Consider the following 20,561-nt stretch of genomic DNA (forward strand, 5'->3'; position numbering starts at 1 on the left):
AGCTCCTGTATTAATCAAGCCCCACGGGGCTTGATCCAACTGGAATAGCAATAGCATGGCGATCGAATCCCGCATCAAGCTGGCCGTCGCGCAGACTGACTGCGTCCTCGGCGATCTGAACCACAACCTGGAGCAGCACCTTGCGTTGATCGAGCAGGCGCGAGACGAGGGCAATGGACTGTTGCTCTTTCCTGAGCTTTCCTTGACCGGGTATAGCCTCGGCGCTCGGGTCACCGAGGTCGCGCTGCACCGCAACGATCTGCTCGTGCGCAAACTGGCCGATGCAGCGCAAGGTATTGACGTGGTGTTTGGATTTGTCGAGGAGGGCGCTGCAGCCCAACTCTACAACGCGATGGCTGTGGTTCGCGACGGCGAGGTGGTGTTCGTCCATCGCAAGCTGAACCTGCCGACCTACGGCAACCTGGAAGAGGGCAAGCTGTTTGCGGGTGGACGGTATGTGGACACCTTCCCCGTTTCCGGTCCGTGGCAGGCCGGCTTGCTGACCTGTGCCGATCTGTGGAATCCGGCGCTGGTTCATCTGGCGATGCTCCACGGGGCAACGCTCTTGCTGGCCCCGGTCAATTCGGCACTGGGGGCGGTAGGCGGCGAGTTCTCCAACCCCGACGGTTGGGATCTGGCATTGCGGTTCTACGCAATGATGTATGGCCAACCCGTCTTGATGGCCAACCGGTGCGGCAACGAAGGCAATGCCGTGTTCTGGGGCGGCTCGCGCATCCTCGACCCATATGGCAGGACGCTCGCGATTGCGCCCGAAGGACACGTCGGCCTGATCAGTGCTGAACTCGACTACGCAGATGTTCGCCAGGCACGTTTCCAACTCCCTACCGTGCGGGACAGCAACCTCGATCTCGTGCAGCGCGAGATCAGCCGTCTCGCGCAACAGATCGGTTTGCCGCCGGTACAACGATGAAGGATCAACTGATGAACGACTATCTGCTCAACGACGAGGATCGCAGCTTCCGTGCTGAAGTGCGTGCCTTCCTGCAACGCGAACTGGCTCCACGGGCTGCGGCGATTGAGGACCGGGAGGACTGGGATGCCGTGAAGACCGTGGTGCGAGCGCTGGGCGAAGCGGGGTACCTGCGGCTGATGTTCCGTGATCTCTATAAAGGGTCGCTGCAAAGCCCGGGCCTTACTCACGCCACCATCCTCTCCGAGGAGGCAGCTGCGATCAACTATGCTTTCGACACAACGATCGCGACAGCCACTTCGTGCGCTTACCCGCTGCACCGTTATGCTCAACCAGAGGTACGTGAGCGCTACCTGACCGGCATCATTGAAGGCGCCGAAATCGGTGCGATCTGTGTTACCGAACCCAACGTCGGTTCCGACAGTGCTGGCATGGAAACGACGATCACCTTTGATGAGGCCACTGATGAGTGGGTCATTAACGGATTCAAACGCTACATCTCGAACGCTTCCGTTGCCGACACCTACATCGTCTACGGTATCAGCGACCCAACAGTGCCGCCGCAAAAAGGCATGAGCGCGGTGGTGGTACCAAAGAACACGAAGGGAATCAGCTTCCCGCGCAACTACACCTTCATGGGCCGGCGTGGATGCATTGTAGGGGAGGTCGAGTTTAGCGACTGCCGCGTACCCGCCAACCATCTGCTGGACAAACCGAATGCGGGCTTCCGCATCATGCTCAGCATGTTCAACTTCGAGCGCGTGATTCTGGGCGGAAGCGGCCTTGGCGTTGCCCGCTCGGCTTTTGCCATCGCAACCGAACATGCTCAGCGTCGCGAAAGCTTCGGCCAGAAGCTCGGCTGCAAGCAGCTGATCTGGGACAAGGTGGCTGAGATGAGCTGGCGCATAGACGCCGCCGAACTGATTACCTATCGCGCTGCGAAGCTCTATGACGCAGGCACGCTGTCCGCCAAGGAACTCATGAAGCCCGCATCCATGGCCAAGCTGGTGTCGACGGAGACAGCCAATTTCTGCGCCGACCAGACCGTCCAGATCCTGGGCGGGAATGGCCTTACCAAGGAATACGGCCGCGCCGAACAGCTCTATCGCGACGCCCGCGCCTTGCCAATCGTTGGCGGGTCCTCCGAGATGGTGAAGTACCTGATCGCCAGCGTTGATCTCCCCCAGATCAAGCCCAATCTCTAAACAGGCCACGTCATGAATATCGCATCGATTCTGATTCAGGCAGTCGACCGTTATCCGAACAAGGAGGCGCTGGTCTTCGGTGAGCGGCGGTGGACATATGCGCAGTGGAATGCGCGCATCAACCGGCTGGCCCAGGGACTGGTCGAACTCGGCGTGCGGCCGTTTGACCGTGTGGCGCTGTATCTGAGCACCGATGAGGCATCGGTCACGACATATTTTGCGTGTCAGAAGCTGGGTGCTGTCGCCGTTCCTATGAATTTTCGCCTGGCGGCCGGTGAAGTCGCCCATATCCTGCGCGATTCTGGTGCGCGACTGTTGGTCTACAGCCACTCATTGCTGGCCAATACGCTTGATGCCCAGAAGCAGGTGCACAGCGTTCATGATTTCATTTCGGTTGGGGCGCCACCTGATGAGATTCCGGAAGGTCACTTCCGTTTTGAAACGCTGGCCGAAAGCGGTGATGGCTCGGTGGAGCCAGCATATCGTGCCGCGCCGGAGCACCTTTCGGCCCTGGTATACACCTCAGGCACGACAGGCCGCGCCAAGGGCGTCATGCACACCCATGGAAATGACCTGGCCATCTCGATGAACTGCGTCATGGAGTACAGCCTGACGCCGTCCGACCGCGCCTTGCACATCGCGCCGCTTTACCATGTCGGCGGCATGCAGGCTTTCTATCTTCCACACATGTTCGTGGGTGGCACGAACGTGGTTGAGGGGCGCTACCAGGCGTTGAAAACGCTTGAGACGATCGAGGCACAACGTATTACGACGCTTTTCGCCGTGCCCACGCAGATACAGGAAATGCTGTTCCACCCGCGATTCAAGGAGTTCGATGTCTCCTCCCTGCGGATGATCACCACGGGAGGTGCCGCCATTGCTTCGGCCACCATGGAACGCGTTCTGGATGAGTTCTGCCCCAATCTTTTCAACGGCTACGGCATGACCGAGGCGAGTCTGACGCTTCTGCTGCATCCGCGCGACGCGCTCGCGAAACTGGGTTCGTGCGGGAAGCCGACCTTGATATCGAACGCTCGCATCATCACCCACGACCCCGCTCGTGACGTGCGGCCTGATGAGGTTGTAAGGCACAGCGAAGTCGGGCAGTTGGTGGTTCAGGGGCCGCAGATGATGCCAGGCTACTGGAGTAACACCCTTGAGACTGACAAGAAGCTCAAGTACGGCTGGCTCTACACCGGCGATCTGTTCAGTCGTGACGAAGACGGCTACTTCACCTTCCACGGGCGCGCTGACGACATGATCGTGTCGGGTGGGGAGAACATCTATCCCCGTGAGGTCGAGGAGGTTCTCTATCGCTGTCCTGGTGTCAAGGAAGCGGCCGTGGTTGGCCTGCCTGATCCGAAGTGGGGCAGCGTGGTGTCAGCATTCATCGTGCGCGCCGAGCCGCATCTTACGGTTGAGCAGGTGGATGATTTCTGCCGAAACAGCGGCCTGATCGCGGCGTTCAAGCGCCCGCGACAGATCCGCTTTCTGGATGAACTCCCGGTGAATCCCAGCGGCAAGGTTCTGAAGCGTGAGTTGGTGAGTCAGTACGGACAGGGAGCCCCCGCATGAGCGATGTTGTGATCTATGACCAGGATGGCGCTGTTGTCACGCTGACCCTGAATCTTCCCGAAACCCGTAATCCGATTTCCGACCCTGGCATGATCGATGCGTTGGAGGCTGCGGTTGCGCGCATCAACGCGGACATGACTGTTCGTGCCGTGATTCTGACCGGTGCTGGCAGTGCGTTTTCGTCCGGCGGTAACGTGAAGCACATGCGGGATCGTGTCGGCATGTTCGGTGGTTCGCCTGCAAGCGTTCGAAACGGTTACCGCAATGGCATTCAGCGTATTCCGCTCGCACTCAACGCACTCGAAGTCCCGGCGATTGCAGCAGTAAATGGGCCTGCGATTGGTGCCGGGTGTGACCTGACCTGCATGTGCGACATTCGAATCGCCTCCACGGACGCGACCTTTGCAGAGAGCTTCGTCAAGGTCGGCATCATCCCCGGTGATGGAGGTGCCTGGCTACTGCCCCGTGCGGTGGGGCTGTCGCGCGCATGCGAAATGGCGTTCACCGGCGAGTCGATCGATGCCCGGACGGCACTTGCATGGGGTTTGGTTTCAGACGTGGTTGCACCCGACGAGCTTCTGCCGGCGGCGCGGCGCCTCGCAGCAAGAATCGCTGCAAATCCGCCGCAAGTCCTTCGCATGACCAAGCGCCTGATTCGCGAGGGACAGCATATGCGACTCGACAGTTTGCTCGAGTTGTCCGCGTCAATGCAGGCGATTGCGCACCACACCAAGGATCACGAAGAGGCAGTCTCTGCCTTGCTGGAAAAGAGGGAGGGTGTATTCCATGGGGAATAATGACAGCGATGTCATCCAGTTTATCCATGGATTGCGTTACGAGGACTTGCCGCAATCCGTGATCTCTCACGCCAGGCGTTGCATTCTCGATCTTTGTGGCGTGGCGGTTGGCGGAACGACGACCGAGCTCTCGCGCATCATCCGCAACCATGCGGAGGCGAACTTCGCCTCGAACAGTCGCAGCGTAAGGATGATGTTTGACGGACGACGGGTCAGTTTGCCTGGTGCTGCACTCGCCGGTGGCATGACAATTGACAGCCTTGATGCACACGACGGACATGTACTGACTAAGGGGCATGTTGGCGTCACGGTGCTCCCTGTATTGCTCGCCCTGTCGGACGCCGGCTATATCCAGGATGACCGTGAGTTCGTCACCGCGCTTGTTCTTGGCTACGAAATCGCCACCCGGGCAGGTATCGCGCTGCATGCAAGTGCCTGTGATTACCATACGTCGGGTGCGTGGAATGCGTTGGCTGCAGCGGCGATGGGCGCCCGGGCTTTGGCACTGAGTCCGGCCGAAACCCGCGAGGCCTTGGGTATTGCCGAGTACCACGGGCCTCGCAGCCAGATGATGCGATGCATTGACCACCCGACCATGGTGAAAGATGGTTCGGGATGGGGCGCAATGGCGGGTATCGACGCAGCGTTGCTGGCTCAGGACGGGTTCACTGGTGCGCCGGCACTGACAATTGAAGACGTGGCTTTGGCCGACTTGTGGGGCGACCTGGGCCAGCGCTGGACGATTCTGGAGCAGTATTTCAAGGCCTATCCAGTTTGCCGCTGGGCGCAGCCAGCCGTTGAAGCGGCAATGTCCGTGGTACGCGAACACAGCATCCGATCTGAAGATATCCGCATCGTGAAAGTGATTAGTTTCCATCAGGCATGCCGGCTTGCGACACGCGAACCGGGAACAACGGAGCAAGCTCAGTACAGTCTGCCGTTCTCGGTGTCCATATTGCTCTCACGGGGAGTGTTGGGGACGGAAGAAGTTACGGGTGATGCACTACGGGATGCCGAAGCGCTCCGCTTGTCGAAGGCCATGGAATTGCACGAAAGTGAGTTGTACAACAGCCGCTTTCCGTCAGAGCGTTGGGCGCATGTTGAGATTGAGTTGTTCGACGGAAAGACGCTGAAGTCAGCGCCTCACACCGCACGTGGTGATCCTGAGACGGCGCTTACAGACGCAGAGATCGATCGCAAGTTCGTTCAACTCGCCTCTCCAGTGCTCGATCAGGCTCGCATTGATGCGATACGGGATTGCGTCATGTCGCTTGGGCGGGCAGATGGGAGGCTCGGACCGTTGCTCGATGTCATGCTTCGCCCCGTCAGCGCTTGAACCCATCAATTCGTGCTTGATTGGGCCAGTGTTTCACCCGTGACCGTCAGATTGTCTACTTGCCATGGGCGTGGAGCGCTGACGGTTTACCCAGTTGCTACCTACCCCAGACTCACGAAGTTGTCCGTGCTTCTCGAAAAACTGGATAGCTGATTGACTCCGGACCGTGCGGCGCGACGGCATTTCGACACACACTGCCCATTCTTGTAGAAAATCGTCGTTCCGTTCGAGGTGCGTAAGCAAGTTGCGCGCTACGAGGTGAGCTGCTTCAAATCGCTCATTACTCTTTTGATGTGAGGCCCAGTGCTTCGCGCAAGGTCGCGGCTGTCGCGGCGTAGTCCACTGCCACGATTCGGCTATTTTCCAGTCCGATCAAGGTCACCGCATCGTCCCGCCGCGGGAAGTCCGACAACAGCGCTTCATCCAGCACCACGCCTACCGTGAACGGCTGCTCACGCAGTGACGGCAGTGCGAAAGTGCGGGTGATGAGGCCAGGCATCCTGCTCATATCGGCCAGGTAGACGGCATGGCGGGTGGCCAGGAAACCTTTGGGCTGTTGGCCGAGGACCTCCATTGCGATGTTCGAAGCCGTGCGTCCTGCGGCGAACAGTATCAATCGGGTCTCTGCGGCGATGCTCCAGGGCTGGTCGTGCTGATCCTTGACGACCAGCGGGGGCATCGCTTGACCGACCGCCAGCGGCTCGGCCCATGAGGCCAGGGGCAAGGTCAGTGCGCACGCGATAAGGAGGTGCTTGAAGTTCATCATTGTGGTCTTCTGACTGAGGCGTTGGCGTTGGCGTTGGCGTTGGCGTTGGCGTTGGTGTTGGCGTTTCCGCAGGCGCAGAGACGCGCCCCTTGCGAGTCTGCGGCGGCGCGCTGCTTACGCAACATGAGTTGTCCGGTGTGCGGTGCCAGCTGCGCATCCGCTGCCACCATCGGTGTTGATGAGGTGATCCGCCATTTGGGCGAAGACATGGATCAGACCGTCGCGCATTTCGGGGTCGGCCACCTGCTCGGTAAGTGCTTCCGTCATGCAGAGCATCCACTCGTCGCGCATGCGCTGGTCCACTACATAGGGCGCGTGGCGCATGCGCAAACGAGGGTGGCCTTTTTTGGCGATGTATAGGGCGGGGCCGCCGAACCAGCCCGACAGGAATTCGAACAGACTTTGGGTGCTGCCAGCGAGGCTTTCCGGGTGAATCTTGCGTACTGCATAGGCTTCGGGGAGCGTGTCCATGAGCTCATAGAAGCGGGTCACCAAGCGGTGCAAGGCGGGCGCGCCACCAAGGGCTTCGTAGGGGGTGAGTGTGCTTTGAAGTGCAGTCATCGGTATTTCTTCAGGTAGGTGCTTTCGAAGAGCCTTTTGATCCAGTGAAACAGGCGCGTCGGCGGCAGGATGATCTGGCGCTGAGCATTACGAAACACCAGCGTGCCGTGGTCTATCGCATCGATGATGCAGATCAGCTCAATCTTGAAGGTGGCGCTGGGCGTACCGCCGTGCAAACCTGTCAGCAGATTTTCTGCCGCGGCTGCGGCCTGCAGGTCGGCCATGTGGGCCTGCTTGGGCATCCAGTCCGGTCCGGGGAAGCTGCCAGAGTCGCCGACAACATACACATGCTCGGTCCCGGCGACCCGACACTGCGCATCCGCTTGCAACAGGCCGCCCGGAGAGCGTGCCAGTTCGGTCTGATCGAACCACGCGTTTCCGGTCATGCCGGGCATGAACAGGATGAGATCGGCGGGGAACGAACCACCTTCAGTCAGCACGCGGTTGGCCTCGAACCCCTTCATCTTGTGGCCCAAGTGGGTGCGGATATCGCGCCGCTTCATCTCGGCGAGCAGCTGCTTGACCGCCTTCGGGCCAAGCCGGTTGCCTGGCTCACTGGATGGGTTGAAGAACACCAGTTCGAATTTGTCCCGCCGGCGTTCGCGCCGGAGTTGTTCGTCAATGCCGAACAGAAATTCGAACATCGGGCCACCGCGCACCGCAGTGGGCTCGTTCGGGTTGCCGGCGAAGCCTACGGCAATGGTTCCTTCCTGCAGCGCCTGCAAACGATCACGAATCTTCTCCGCGGCCGCAATGCCCTCACAGGGGGTGATGGCGTGTTCGATCCCGGGTAGCTTCTTGATGAAACGCCCGCCGCTAGCGATCACGAGTGCGTCGTTCGGGATTTCACCAACGGTGGTGTCCACCAGACGCCCGCCATTACGCAAGCCGGTCACCTCGGCCGCCACGTGGCGAACGTTCATGCGCTGGAAAAAACTATCCAGTGGCACGATCAGCTGCTCGCGTGTTCGCAGGCCACTGGGGATCCAGATGATGCCGGGCAGGTAGTGCAACTCGGCTCTGGGGGCGATCAGGGTGATTTCTGCCTCGCGGTCGCGCTTGCGGATTTCGCGAACGCTCGAAAGCGCGCCAAAACCGGCACCGATAATGGTGATTCTGAATGGACTTGTCATGTATTCGGGCCTTGGGTGGTCAGCACGCTTGAGATACGTCGCGCACGGCTGTCAGAAGCGCCAGGGTGCATGTCGGCTGGTTGGTGCGTCGGGTCAGGATGGATCTGGGTGAAGTGCATATCCGGTTCTTGCCTCCTGACCTGTGTCCTGCGCACCCGTGTGCAGTCGAGGTAGCGCCGCGCTGATATGCGCGCAGAGAACGGCAACGGTCGGGGCGATGACCAAGGGCCGAATCCTCCAGCGTTGCAAGCTGCTTATCCACGCAAGCCATTCCTGCCAATTAAGCCAACGATCCAACCACTACCCAAACAGGGCTCAAACCAATCTGGAGATAGACCAATCATGTCCATGTGCTTGCTTTCCCGAATGTAGCGCCTGCGGGGGAATGTCCGGCAGGCCGACTTTCCCTTCTTTAACAAGAAACATGCCAATGAACCGATGCTTAATGAGGTGATAAAAATCAATAATTTAAGACTTGTCCGCCGCCACTGAGATCTGCGGGCTCTACAAATTGCGCCACTATGGCAGATGGCGCTGCCAAGAATGGCAGGGCAGAACTGAGGCATTCGGCTTGGTCCTCGGGCGCACCCGCCCCGCGTTTGCAGCCCAGTCGATGCCGGACCTGAGCACGTGCAAACCAGGTCAGCACACGATCACGGCAGGGGGGGGCTGCGGGTCGGCGCGTGGATGGTCAGCGATGGCGATTCGGCGCCGCCGCTCCATGAGAGCATGCTGGCGTCGGTGATATGGAGGTTGGGGTCGTCGTGGCTGCGACAGTCGGCCTTGGACGCCGCGTTGCGGCTGTCTTCACCCATTCGGTATGTACGGGTTTGCCGGGCTCAAGAGAAACGCGCCGACGAGTTGGCACCGGGAGCGATGCGTTGCGGAGGGCAAGGTAGCTGCCGGGTCAGCCAGGTGCGACATCGGCGATTCGTGTGCATCGACGATACCGTTCATGCAGGTGAAGTCACCGCAATTACGAGGCACTCTGCCAGCGCCAGAGGTTTGGCGACTGCTCGACCCGGCAGCAGCGGCGGCCCACCGGGAATCAACAGCCTCGCTGCTTCTTTGAACAGGCTCAGCCCAGGGTGGTGTCGAGCACCATCATCAAGGCAAAGCCGGCCATCAGGCCGAGGGTGGCGCTCGTCTGGTGGCCATTGCGATGTGTCTCGGGGATGACTTCGTGTGAGACCACAAAGATCATGGCTCCTGCCGCCAGTCCCAGGCCGATCGGATACGCCAGTGCCAAGCCACCGGCCAGGCCCACGCCAAGCAACGCACCCACCGGCTCGAGCAAGCCACTGGCCGCAGCAATCAGTACCGAATAGACAGGTTTAACGCCTGCGGTACGCAGGGCAAGTGCAACGGCGAGTCCTTCGGGAATGTCCTGCAAGGCGATTGCCGTGGTGAGCGGCAAGCCTACGCCCATGTCCCCTTGAGAAAAGCTGACGCCGATTGCCATGCCTTCAGGCAGGTTGTGCAGGGCGATGGCAAAGACGAACAGCCAGACTCGACCGCAGATCTCATAACCCGGCCCGCAAGGCCCGGTCTTGTCATGCTCGTGCGGCGTAAACTCATCCAGACCCAGCATCAGCAAGACCCCGAGCGCCATCCCGAAGACGACGACTGCCGCACCTGTACCCCGATTGCCCAAGAGCGATTCACCGGCTTCAAGTCCGGGCAATAGCAAGGAAAATGCGCTGGCGGCGAGCATCATCCCCGCCGCCAGGCCCAGCATGCTGTCTTCGACACGCTGCGGCAGGCTCCGCATCAGCAAGGCGGGGAGGGCGCCCAGCGCTGTGGTCGCGAAACCCGCCGCTCCGCCGTAGAGCGCAAGCCGCAAGCCGGGTGCTGCATTGCCGGAAATCACTTGAGCAATGCTCTGCCCGAGCAGGACGATCACACCGAGCAGGGAAAGCGCCAGGCCAGTTGCCACCAGTTTGTGCTGCTGCGCATGCGTGCGCAGCAGCACAAACCATGAAGGCCTTGATGCAAGCCCGTTCAGTACGATCGTCTGGCTTCGGTCCATCTTCAATCCTGGTTCAGGTCATCATGCCCAGTGCTTTGGCAACACCGGCGCCATAGGCGGGATCGCACTTGGTGCAGTTCGTAATGTGGCGACGCTTGATTTCATCTGGCGCATCGCCCATGGCGCGGGCGGTGTTCTCGAACAGACGCTGTTGCTCGTCCGGTGTCATCAAGCGGAAGAGGGCGCGCGGCTGGCTGAAATAGTCGTCATCGTCCTCGCGGAAATTCCAGTGGTCGGCTGCGCCGTTGATTGCCAGCGGCGGCTCACGGAAATCCGGTTGTTCCTGCCACTCATTGTAGCTGTTCGGTTCATAGCCCAGCGTCGAACCATAGTTGCCATCGGTGCGCATCAGACCGTCGCGATGATAGCTGTGCGCCGGGCACCGGGCGGCGTTAACCGGAATGTGTCCGTGGTTGACCCCGAGGCGATATCGCTGGGTGTCGCCATAGGAAAACAGGCGGCCTTGCAGCATTCTGTCGGGCGAGAAGCCGATGCCAGGGACTACGTTGGCCGGATTGAAAGCCGCTTGCTCGACATCGGCGAAGTAGTTCTCCGGGTTGCGGTTGAACTCGATGACGCCCACCTCAATCAGCGGATAGTCCTTGTGCGGCCAGACCTTGGTGAGGTCGAAGGGATGGTAGGGCACTTTCTCGGCATCCGCCTCGGGCATGACCTGGATGCAGAGCGTCCACTTCGGGAAGTCGCCGCGCTCGATGGCCTCGTACAGGTCGCGCTGGTGCGTTTCGCGGCATTTGCCGACAGCGGCTTCGGCCTCGCCATCGGTCAGATTCCTGATCCCCTGCTGGGTACGCCAGTGGAACTTGACCCAGAATCGCTCGTTCTGCGCGTTGATGAGGCTGAAGGTGTGCGAACCGAATCCGTGCATGTGACGGTAGCTGGCCGGAATGCCGCGATCGGACATCACTACGGTGACCTGATGCAGGGCCTCGGGCAAGGAGGTCCAGAAGTCCCAGTTGTTGGATGCGCTGCGCAGGTTGGTGCGCGGGTCGCGCTTGACTGCGTGATTGAGATCCGGGAATTTCAGCGGGTCGCGGAGGAAGAAAACCGGGGTGTTGTTGCCGACCAGGTCCCAATTACCTTCTTCGGTGTAGAACTTGATCGCAAAGCCGCGAATATCCCGTTCGGCATCGGCTGCGCCGCGCTCGCCAGCCACCGTGGACATGCGGGAGAACAGGGGTGTCTGCTTGCCGATCTGGCTGAAGATTCTGGCGCGGGTGTACCGGGTAATATCGTTGGTGACGGTAAAGGTGCCGAAAGCCCCTGATCCCTTTGCATGCATGCGGCGCTCAGGAATGACCTCGCGGTCGAAGTGCGCCAGCTTTTCCAGGAACCAGACATCCTGGAGCAACTGCGGGCCGCGCGGTCCTGCGGTCATTACGTTCTGGTTATCCACCACCGGGCAGCCGGCAGCAGTCGTGAGTTTCTTGTTCATGTTAGCGCTCCAAATTTGCCTGTTGGCAATAAAAACCAGGTTCAACCTGTTCCTGGAGGCCGTCCTCTCAAGTTTCCGCCAATTCGAAAATGCTGAGGCTGGCCACCATTAGCTTCGAATGACTACGCACTGACGAAGTCTGGCCACATGTCAAATGGCTGCTTCTCCAGTTGCATCTGCCCCTTGTCGTCCTGCCAGATGTTGATCCATGCCTGCCAGTTCTCGTAGTCGATATCCGGGCAGTCGAGGCGGTAGTGACTGCAGCGGCTCTCTTTGCGCATGAGCGAGGCTTTAAGCTTCATCTCTGCAGTAATGATCATGTTTTCCGTTTCGTGCGCGAGGCGGAGTGCATGGAGATCGTCCGCCAGCAGCATCGGCACATGGTGTTCGCGCAGCTCTTCGACGTAAGCCAGCGCGCCCAGCATCATTCTTTCCTTTTTGATGTAGAGGACGAAGTTGGGGATCATGACGCCCTGCAATACTTGGGTTACCCAGGCAGGGCTGTATCCACGCTCGCGCTTGAGCGGTGCCAGAATCTCGGTGGTCACTTTCTCGATTTGCGCGCTTGATACCGTGACATTGCCCTTCAGTTTCAGGCTTTCCCTGGCCGCGGCTTCGCCCGCAATCGCGCCTTGTACTGCAGAGCCCGCCAAGGAGCCGCCAATCTGGGTGTAGATACCGCCTGACATGTAAGAGCCGAGGGCATCGCCCGCTGCGTAGAGGCCCGGAAGTGTTGAAAGCCCCTGCTCATTGACGGGCACAAGTCCTTCCGATTTATGGATCGCCATGCCGGCGCTGGATCCGCCCACCTGTTCGCCCCCCATCCCCGGAGGGCCTGCGTTCGGCGGTCCGGCAAACAGCCCCCTCAGCCCGCCCTGTTGGGGAGGGGGAGGTGGCTCGGTGTGACGAAACGCCTCGGGAACATAGGGGCCGCCATTTTCAGCAGGCGGGCTCTCATCCTGACCGGGCCCGGGTGGTCCCATCACGACGGGCCCACCCTGCGTATAGGCCTGATAGTTGAGGTCTACGCCCAAGTGGTGGTTGACCGTCACTTCAGTTGTTGAAGGCTTTTCTTCGACTTGCCCATGCCAGTTGTCGTAACTGGAGCCGGAGTTCTTTGCAGAACCCGGATGGCCGTCATTCCATTCCTTGCCGGTTACCTTGGCGCCCGCCTTATAGGCCATGATGGTGCCGTCATGGGTAAGGTCGGAAACCGGGAAGCCGTTAGGTTTGAACCCGCCTGAGCCGGTGCACAGAACGACGGATTTCGCCAGGTAGTGAATGATTCGCTCTTCATCCAGCATGAACCCGGATGCACCGACGATCCGCCCATCTTCTTTCAGCAGATGGGTAATCATGATTCGCTCATCGACGGCAATCCGGCGTTCGTTGATCGGCCGCATGAAGCTCTCGTGGTATATCGGAGAATCGAAGAATCCCCACGATTTCAATTCCTGCACCCGGTCATAGGAGTGCTCGGCAAGCTGACGGGTAAATACCGGGTTGTTGGTCTGTATCGCCGATTCCGAGACTCGGGCAACAAAGTCGTCAATACTCACCTTCGCATTCTTCTTGTCGTAGCTGAAGATGCCTTTGGCAAACGGTGTCAGGCCCGAGCTGCCCACACGTCCTTTCGAGACCATCAACACTTTTGCTCCGGCGTCGTGGGCTTTGACGGCAGCAAACAGACCCGCCATGCCTCCGCCGATCACAAGCACGTCGACTTCACGTTGTTCGTGCTTGAAATCTCCAGCGTCGATCCTGGGGGTGTTGATCTGAGCAGGGGCATCGAAATCCAGACTCGCAAGCGCCACGGCGCCCGCCAGGCCACCGGCTATACCCATGAACTGCCGACGCGACAAAGATAGCGTGCTCATCATTACCTCCAGGAAACCATGACCGGAATGGATTTTTCGGGTGTGATCTTGATTGCGCCTACGGGGCAGTAAAGCCTGCACAGGTGGCAGATCTGGCAGTCTTCCGGATAGAGAATTTCAGCCTTGTTCGTCTGCCTGTTCATCCGAATAACGTCCGTTGGGCAACTCTTGACACAGGCTTCGCATCCGATGCAGCCGGAGATTTGATGGATAGGCATACGTTTCTCCCTCTAGAACGCCAGCTGTTCAAAGTGAATGTTGTTTGATGGCACGCCGATCGCCCTGAGCTGCTTCACATTGGCGGCAATCATTCCCTCGGGGCCGCACAGATACACTGTCCAGTCAGCGTGCTTGCCCGGATCGATCGCGGCGCGGATTGCGGATTCGTCGATCACGCCTTGCCGGATATCGAGCCTGGCTTCTTCCATGTTCTCGGGTAGCTGGTTGCAGATCAGCTTCAGCGAGAAGTTGCGCATCGTTGAGGTGAGCGCTTGAAGCTCAGGGATCGCCACCATGCGCTCGAGACTCTGGTTGCCGTAAATCAGTCGCACAGGGCGCGTTTCATTTCTTTTCGCGAATTCGCGCAACAGGCCCAACAGGGGGGCGATACCGGCGCCGCCTGCGATCAGCGTGATCCCGGACGATACGTTGCTTTGATCCACGCTCATGGCTCCGTAGGGACCATCCACATACACCGTCTGGCCCGGGTGCAGGGTGTTCAGGCTGCTGGTGTAGTCGCCAAGCTCACGAATGATGAAAGAGAGTGTTCCCGTCTCCATCTCGCCACCCGCAATCGAGAACGGATGCTGTTCCAGATTGAATGGCGTATGCGAGGTGTTGATCCACACAAACTGCCCGGCTTCGAAGCTGACCTTCGACTGCGATTCAGACTGAATCGTCAGTTTCCAGTCGCAGTCACTGACCTTTGTTATTTCCCGGACTGCAAAAGGTTGTGAGCGGATGAGTCGCGGCTTGATCAGGTAGTTGTAGAGCACCAGCGTCATTGAAGCTGCGTACAGGCCCCACCACACCAGATTGAACTCCTGTTCATACTGACCGTGGCTCCCGACAGACGTAATGTGAAATGCCGCCAGCGTGGCAATCGCAATGAATCCGCACACATGCAGCAGACGCCAGGTTTCGTAACGGATATTGAGTCGGTTCTTGAAGACGGCCATCAATACCCATACGGCCATGGCCACCCAGGCGATGACACCGGTCAGCGTGTTGGGTGAGGTAATCATCGATGTTGCGCTGGTCATCAGATCGTCGGCAGACAACAGCGCTTTCGGCGCAACAATCAGGAGGGGATGGAGAAAGAAAAAGATCCCCAGCCATTTTCCGATCGTCTTGTGAGTAGAGATGCTCCAGTCAATGTTGGAGAACCACGACAGATTGCGAAGTCTTCCAGCCAGGGGAAACTGAATGAAGAAGGCCATCATGGCGATTACGTTGAGCGCGCTGAGTACATAACGATAGATATCGTGAAACTCGACGCCCTGGGCGCTGGCAATTACCCAGGGTGCGACCAGCATGACCGAATAGGTTAGGATCAGCTTCTGCTTTTCAGTCAGACGAAATGACACGCTTTCAAGGGGACGGGCATTTCGATCCAGCTCAAGGCTTGTTGCGTGCTTCATGACTGCTTCACCCGTTGCATTGATGTTGCGACCGAGAATATCAATGGCGGGGTTAAGCCCGGGTTAACGGCAGCAGGGAAGATCGAACAGCGCCGACAGGATTAAGGAGCCGCGCCGTAACCCTGTGTTAACCCCAGGGCTTGGTAGGATTGAGGCCTTGGTGGGCGCACGCCCGCTGCACGCGTTACTCGAGGAATCAATGGGGTCAGAGCACATACAACTTCTGCTTGTCGAGGACGATCTCGATCTGGCGACCGCGATCATCGACTACCTCTCACTGGAGGGGATCGAATGTGATCACGCGGCCAACGGACTGGCAGGGTTCAACCTCATCAAGCAGAACGTCTACGATGCGGTGATCCTGGATCTGAATCTCCCCAGGATGAGCGGTCTTCAGGTGTGTGAGCAACTGCGTGCTCAAGGTATTGATGTGCCGATACTGATGCTTACGGCGAAGGACACGCTTGACGACAAACTGACCGGTTTCTCGGTCGGTGCGGATGACTATCTGGTGAAGCCCTTTGCCATGGAAGAGCTCATCGTGCGTGCACAGGTCTTGTCCAAACGGAGAAGTGGTCAGGTCAGCAAACTGGCTGTTCATGACCTGGAGCTGGATTTGAAACAGCAAAAGGCGATGCGCCATGGTGCGATCCTGAAGTTGTCACCAATCGGTTTCAGAATTCTGGAAGTGCTGATGCGCGAAAGCCCCAATCCGGTATCACGTGAAAAGTTGATGCAAATCGTCTGGGGCGACGAACAGCCTGACAGCAACAGCCTGAAAGTGCATATGTTCAACCTGAGAAAGGCGGTTGATGGCGCGTCGGACTGCAAGTTGATTCATACCCTCGTTGGTCGAGGGTTTGTACTGCGGTCAGAAGAAGAGCCGACATGAAGATCCGTCCAAGCCTGAGACGCTACTTTCTTGGTTCGATCCTGGTCACCGGAATCGTGACGATAGCGGCAATGGCATATGTCAGCTATCACTTCTATTTCCTGGGCGTCGACTTTTCAATTTCCGATGTCATGAGAACCACTGCGCATCAGGCGGCCGTGTCTGATGGCAAGCCGCAAGAATTAAATGGTTTCACGGTTGCAACGCGCTGGGAGGATCTTCCTGCGGCCGTCCGAAGCCACCTTGACGAAAGCGAGATGGTTGACGAAAGGCTGCTCAAGTTTGTTGACGGTAATCCACTGTTCTCTCCTCCCAAGGCGCGTTATTTCGCGATCAGGCTCAACAGGGGAGGTGAGCAGCGTTATGTGTCATCCATGTTTGTGAGTGATTCACATACCTTGGATGCACCAAAGGACCCTCCCGATTTTCTGTATATATTTGCGATTGCCCTCGTGGCGATCAGCCTGTTTTCACTGGTCCCGGTACTGTTGCTGAAGAAGGTTGCGACGCCCATAGAGCGGCTGACAACATGGGCAAAGGATCTGGGTCGCGAAGCGCTGGATAAACCCGCCCCGAAGTTCCACTACAGTGAGTTGGACAGTCTGGCGCAGCTTGTCCTCTCGAGCCTGAGATCAGTACAGGAGAGCGTAGAACGGGAAAAACTCTTTCTCGGTTATGCGAGCCACGAGTTAAGAACTCCCATCGCGGTTACACGGGCCAACAGCGAGTTGCTTCGGAAAATGATTGATAAGGGGATCAGCAGTACGCGCCAACTGGAGGTGCTTGGGCGGATAGAGCGGGCAGGCCTGACCATGACGGATCTGACGGAAACCCTGCTGTGGCTAAATCGACACTCGGAGAAGTCCCTGCCAACGAGTCCGGTTGAGCTGGACGGATTGATTGAAAAGCTGGTCGAAGAGCTCTCCTACCTGCTTTCGGGAAAAACGGTAGACGTTGCGATCAGGTGTGAACCCACCGTCCTTGCCTTGCCTGAGGCGCTTTGCCGGATCGTCATTTCCAATCTGATCCGCAATGCATTTCAGTACACCTGGTCGGGCAGAGTGGACATCAGTCTGACTGGGAAGAAACTTGAGATTCTGAACATCAACGAGGCAGATGAAGAACGGAATGACGAGCTTGGCTTCGGACTGGGCCTGGAGCTTACCGAGCGTCTTGTTGATCGGCAGGGGTGGGGTTACTCCAATAAGGAGACTGGCGCTGGGCGTCATGTGGTCATTGAATTCGACGTGAAGTAAGCTCGCCTCGCGTTCTTTGGTCATGTTGAATGGGGCGCCGCCTGCGCATGAGACAGCCAAGACCCATCAACCCCAGAAGCACCAGCGCACGGCTGTCGGGTTCCGGGACGGTGCTGTACATCAGGCTTTGAATCCAGTCCGAGTGCAAATAGACCGGGACGTAACCAGTGAGCTCCCCAAAGGAAGAATTGAGCGAATTGTCTACGTCCCCCCAGGGCGACCAAAAGGTTAATCCGTAAGAATTAACGGACGCGATCAGACCATCGACGAAGCCTGCTCCGCCCGAGTCACCTGGCGCGTGGGCAGCTTCACGCGCGCCGAGTCCCGTGTCGCAAAATATGGACCCTGCCGCTCCCGCCATGTTGCTGGCCATTGCGATGAGGCAGTTCGAATCGTTCTGAGTCAAACCACTGTCAAAGTCTGCCACCCACGAGTGCTCTATCTGCGTTCCAGGATAGCCAAGCACGTTTGCCCATTGATCGCCGAATATATCGTCGCCAAGCCTGTAATCATAGGTATTTTCGCCAGTGCGCAAGCGTGCAGAAAGGTTATTGGAGCCTGTTGCTCCGTCGCCAAGACGGCCGTACCCGGTGACCACAAAATCCTTTCCCGCGAGGTCAGGGTCGGTGTAAAGGCCGTAGGATGTCGTCCACGCCGGCGCGCTATCCGATAATCGCAGGACGGCGATATCATTCTGATCGATGACGCGACCCGAATACTCAGAGTGGACGAAGTAGTCAGATACGGCCACCACACTTACACCTGCGGCAGGCACCGCACCGGTCTGAATGCGGGTGTCCGCAGCCAATCCAGCATCAGGCTGAAAGAGGACCATTGTCGATAATGGGTTCGCAGCGCCTGCGCCATGAGAAACACAGTGCGCCGCGGTGAGTATGGAGCGCCGGTCGCTGAGCAGCGAGCCCGAGCACCCGTAAGAGCCTTCTGCGCCGTAGTTCATCACCAGACTGACTGCACCATTGTATGTGGGGTAGATCGGGTGATAGATCGAATCTCCGGTGGGGTCACTGGAATTTCCAGTGCTTGTCACACCGATCAGCAGGCTTTGCGCGATCCAGGAGAAACCTTCATATGTGCCGGAGATTGTCGTGGCGCAAACAGGCCCTGCACCAAGACAGAAAAAGGCGGTCGTTGCGGCCGCCAGGGTACTGCGAACAATCGCCTTCATTTTGTCCTCACAAACGATTTCACATCTGAGATGAAACAAGGTTCGCGATGAACACGAGGCGCCGCGTTCAAGTCACGTTGTGTCATTACGTTATTGACTGAGTTCAGGTCTTGAGCAAGCCAGCCCTCATGCGCTGCGCAGATCTCTGTCTGGACGGCATGATCTTGGTGCGGGTGAGGGCCGTCAATAATGCTCAAGGACTAGTGTGGTCGTGCCCGGTGCGCGAAGCGGGTGCGACGAGATCGATTTAGGAGGGCGCATTTCGGTATGGCGGCAGCTTGGTGAATCGCGCCGTCAGCGCGTTGTGCCCTTCCTCGGTTGCGGCGATCTGCTACCGCGTCTCCTCGATCTGAATCGCATGGCGAATGAGGTCGCGGCCGCTCTTGATGCGGAGTTTCGTCTTGAGGCTTGCGAGCTGGGTTTCGATGGTATTGATGCTGCGATTCTGAATTTGCGCGATTTCGAGGGTGCTGAAGCCCAGTCCGAGCAAATGCAGCACTTCGGATTCCCGTTCGCTGATACGAGGGGCCGAGGTAGCGCGGGTGCTGCCTGAGTCGAGTAAACGATGGGCGATGCTGCTTTGCATCGCTGAGATAGGGCAGGCCACCGAGTATCCGGTTGACGGCCCGAAGGATGTTGGGCGTACCTTCCTGTTTCATGAGGTAGCCATTCGCGCCGCAGCGCAGTGCATGTTCCGCGAACTCCGATTCTTCATGCATGCTGATGACCAGAATTCAGATATCGGCAGACTGGTGGCGAATGGAGGCAATCAGATCGAGACCGGAGTCTCTGTTGAGAGACATGTCGACGATCGCGAGGTCATGCCTGTGCGTGCAGGTACGGGTCATCGCGTCCGCAGCATTTTCAGCCATGCAACAGACGAACAGATTGCTTTGCTGGTTGAGAAACATCGCCATCCCTTCACGCACAATCGGATGGTCATCAACAATCAGAATTCGGGCGTTTTCCGGAGCCGACTGCAGGCATTGAGTCATGGGTTCCGGCTCTTCTTTGGTACCACGGCAGTAATGATCGTGCCCCTGCACGGGTGGCTGCTTACTTTCAGCATTCCGTCGAGGATGTCCGCACGATAGTGGGCATTACGCAATCCCATGCCGTCGCCGTGACTGACAGCTGCCAGATCGAAGCCCGACCCGTTGTCCTGAATCAACAACCGGTAGGTGCTTTCCGTTTCGTCCAGCCTGAGCAGGATGTGACTCGCGTTTCCGTGACGGAGCGCGTTATTGACGGCCTCTTGTGCGATCCGGTAAAGGTTGATTGCAACAAGCGGGTCGTCAACCGCAACAGGCGCGTTGGCCCGGAACTCGCAGGCCACGTTTCTCAGCTGGCAGGTCGTGTCGGCCAGTTGCTCAAGTGCGGCATTCAGTCCGGCAGTTTCAAGGATGGCTGGATACAGGCCCCTCGACACTGCGCGGGCCATGTCGTTTGCCTGGTTGATGAGATCGACAATGCGTAACGCGTGGCTGGCTTCAGGGTGATTCTGCGCTTCAAGTCTTTGCTGGAGCGTTGCACCGAACAAGGCAATACTGGTCAGGTGTTGTCCCAGACCGTCGTGCAGATTGCGGCCAAGCATGCGTTGCTGGTGCTCCTCGGCGCGGATCAGTTCGCCCTCGAGGTGGCGGCGCCTGGCCACTTCCATGTCTAGTGCATGATTCATCGCAGCCACCTGGCTGCTTCGCTTCCGCACCTTGTTCGCGAGCGTTTCGTACAAACGCACCAGTCTGTCCTTGTGGAGTCGGTGCTCGAGGGCAAGTGTTGCGAGGACAAGCCCGGTAATGCCTATCGTCACGGTAAAAGCCTCCCAGTGCGCAATGCCTGTTGCTGCGGAGTCCGCTGCGAAGGAACGCGTCCCCCGTGTTGCAGCGGACATGGCAAGGAGGGCGATGACCTGTATCAACACGCT

The 20,561-nt window shown here is 58.5% G+C and carries 20 protein-coding genes; 7 read left to right on the forward strand and 13 right to left on the reverse strand.

The features are described from left to right. The first annotated feature begins 55 nt into the window (after window positions 1-55). Genes CEW87_RS15425 through CEW87_RS15445 form a run of 5 tightly spaced genes read left to right on the forward strand, consistent with a single transcriptional unit; the run spans window position 56 to window position 5,844 of the window. The gene (locus CEW87_RS15425; RefSeq protein WP_108974377.1) at window positions 56-931 is read left to right on the forward strand and encodes a nitrilase-related carbon-nitrogen hydrolase; all 876 of its coding nucleotides are present in this window, start codon (window positions 56-58) and stop codon (window positions 929-931) included. A gap of 11 nt (window positions 932-942) precedes the next feature. Continuing rightward, the gene (locus CEW87_RS15430; RefSeq protein ID WP_108974379.1) at window positions 943-2,136 is read left to right on the forward strand and encodes an acyl-CoA dehydrogenase family protein; all 1,194 of its coding nucleotides are present in this window, start codon (window positions 943-945) and stop codon (window positions 2,134-2,136) included. Window positions 2,137-2,148: 12 nt separating this feature from the next. After that, window positions 2,149-3,711: a class I adenylate-forming enzyme family protein gene (locus CEW87_RS15435; RefSeq protein WP_108974381.1), complete on the forward strand. Its 1,563-nt coding sequence runs from the start codon at window positions 2,149-2,151 to the stop codon at window positions 3,709-3,711. After that, entirely contained in the window at window positions 3,708-4,508 is an 801-nt protein-coding gene (locus CEW87_RS15440) for a crotonase/enoyl-CoA hydratase family protein (protein WP_108974383.1), read from the forward strand. The genes CEW87_RS15435 and CEW87_RS15440 overlap by 4 nt, the downstream gene beginning before the upstream one ends. Next, a complete protein-coding gene (locus CEW87_RS15445; protein ID WP_108974385.1) occupies window positions 4,498-5,844 on the forward strand; it encodes an MmgE/PrpD family protein in 1,347 nt (448 codons plus the stop codon). The genes CEW87_RS15440 and CEW87_RS15445 overlap by 11 nt, the downstream gene beginning before the upstream one ends. A 280-nt stretch (window positions 5,845-6,124) precedes the next feature. On the opposite strand, the gene CEW87_RS15450 is transcribed toward CEW87_RS15445, so the two are convergent. The 9 genes from CEW87_RS15450 to CEW87_RS15490 all read right to left on the reverse strand — a co-directional run bounded on the left by CEW87_RS15450 (window position 6,125) and on the right by CEW87_RS15490 (window position 15,303). Next, window positions 6,125-6,610 (reverse strand): hypothetical protein, encoded by a 486-nt coding sequence (locus tag CEW87_RS15450; protein WP_108974387.1) that lies wholly within the window; start codon window positions 6,608-6,610, stop codon window positions 6,125-6,127. Between the two features lie 114 nt (window positions 6,611-6,724). Further along, window positions 6,725-7,171 (reverse strand): group II truncated hemoglobin, encoded by a 447-nt coding sequence (locus CEW87_RS15455; RefSeq protein ID WP_108974389.1) that lies wholly within the window; start codon window positions 7,169-7,171, stop codon window positions 6,725-6,727. Then, window positions 7,168-8,304 (reverse strand): NAD(P)/FAD-dependent oxidoreductase, encoded by a 1,137-nt coding sequence (locus CEW87_RS15460; RefSeq protein ID WP_108974391.1) that lies wholly within the window; start codon window positions 8,302-8,304, stop codon window positions 7,168-7,170. Before CEW87_RS15460 ends, CEW87_RS15455 begins: the two co-directional genes overlap by 4 nt. Before the next feature lie 653 nt (window positions 8,305-8,957). Beyond that, on the reverse strand, window positions 8,958-9,119 hold the full coding sequence (locus tag CEW87_RS15465) for a hypothetical protein (protein WP_108974393.1): 162 nt from the start codon (window positions 9,117-9,119) through the stop codon (window positions 8,958-8,960). A 263-nt stretch (window positions 9,120-9,382) separates the two neighbouring features. Beyond that, window positions 9,383-10,333 (reverse strand): ZIP family metal transporter, encoded by a 951-nt coding sequence (locus CEW87_RS15470; protein ID WP_108974395.1) that lies wholly within the window; start codon window positions 10,331-10,333, stop codon window positions 9,383-9,385. A gap of 13 nt (window positions 10,334-10,346) precedes the next feature. After that, entirely contained in the window at window positions 10,347-11,786 is a 1,440-nt protein-coding gene (locus CEW87_RS15475) for a catalase (RefSeq protein ID WP_108974397.1), read from the reverse strand. 122 nt (window positions 11,787-11,908) lie between these two features. Continuing rightward, complete coding sequence (locus CEW87_RS15480) at window positions 11,909-13,663, reverse strand: FAD-binding protein (protein WP_199917030.1); 1,755 nt, start codon at window positions 13,661-13,663, stop codon at window positions 11,909-11,911. A 2-nt stretch (window positions 13,664-13,665) separates the two neighbouring features. Beyond that, on the reverse strand, window positions 13,666-13,881 hold the full coding sequence (locus CEW87_RS23050; protein WP_108974401.1) for a 4Fe-4S dicluster domain-containing protein: 216 nt from the start codon (window positions 13,879-13,881) through the stop codon (window positions 13,666-13,668). A 12-nt stretch (window positions 13,882-13,893) separates the two neighbouring features. Beyond that, window positions 13,894-15,303 carry a ferric reductase-like transmembrane domain-containing protein gene (locus CEW87_RS15490; RefSeq protein WP_108974403.1) on the reverse strand — a complete coding sequence of 470 codons (1,410 nt, stop codon included), beginning with the start codon at window positions 15,301-15,303 and terminating at the stop codon, window positions 13,894-13,896. A 160-nt stretch (window positions 15,304-15,463) separates the two neighbouring features. On the opposite strand from CEW87_RS15490, the gene CEW87_RS15495 reads away from it, so the two are divergent. Continuing rightward, on the forward strand, window positions 15,464-16,195 hold the full coding sequence (locus CEW87_RS15495) for a response regulator transcription factor (RefSeq protein WP_234421758.1): 732 nt from the start codon (window positions 15,464-15,466) through the stop codon (window positions 16,193-16,195). Continuing rightward, window positions 16,192-17,451: a sensor histidine kinase gene (locus CEW87_RS15500; RefSeq protein WP_108974407.1), complete on the forward strand. Its 1,260-nt coding sequence runs from the start codon at window positions 16,192-16,194 to the stop codon at window positions 17,449-17,451. Before CEW87_RS15495 ends, CEW87_RS15500 begins: the two co-directional genes overlap by 4 nt. Here the strand turns inward: CEW87_RS15500 and CEW87_RS15505 are convergent. The 4 genes from CEW87_RS15505 to CEW87_RS15515 form a co-directional block, all read right to left on the reverse strand. Then, complete coding sequence (locus tag CEW87_RS15505; protein WP_108974409.1) at window positions 17,429-18,637, reverse strand: trypsin-like serine protease; 1,209 nt, start codon at window positions 18,635-18,637, stop codon at window positions 17,429-17,431. The two genes, CEW87_RS15500 and CEW87_RS15505, sit on opposite strands and share 23 nt — an antisense overlap. Window positions 18,638-18,968: 331 nt before the next feature. Then, window positions 18,969-19,223, reverse strand: coding sequence for a response regulator transcription factor (locus CEW87_RS22575; protein ID WP_199917032.1), 255 nt, complete (start codon window positions 19,221-19,223; stop codon window positions 18,969-18,971). 148 nt (window positions 19,224-19,371) lie between these two features. Next, window positions 19,372-19,632, reverse strand: a complete 261-nt coding sequence (locus CEW87_RS22580; RefSeq protein WP_199917033.1) for a response regulator transcription factor — start codon at window positions 19,630-19,632, stop codon at window positions 19,372-19,374. Further along, the gene (locus CEW87_RS15515) at window positions 19,629-20,315 is read right to left on the reverse strand and encodes a sensor histidine kinase (protein ID WP_159098180.1); all 687 of its coding nucleotides are present in this window, start codon (window positions 20,313-20,315) and stop codon (window positions 19,629-19,631) included. Before CEW87_RS15515 ends, CEW87_RS22580 begins: the two co-directional genes overlap by 4 nt. Window positions 20,316-20,561: the final 246 nt, after the last annotated feature.

This window comes from Parazoarcus communis (assembly GCF_003111665.1).
GTDB classification, from domain to species: Bacteria; Pseudomonadota; Gammaproteobacteria; order Burkholderiales; family Rhodocyclaceae; genus Parazoarcus; species Parazoarcus communis_B.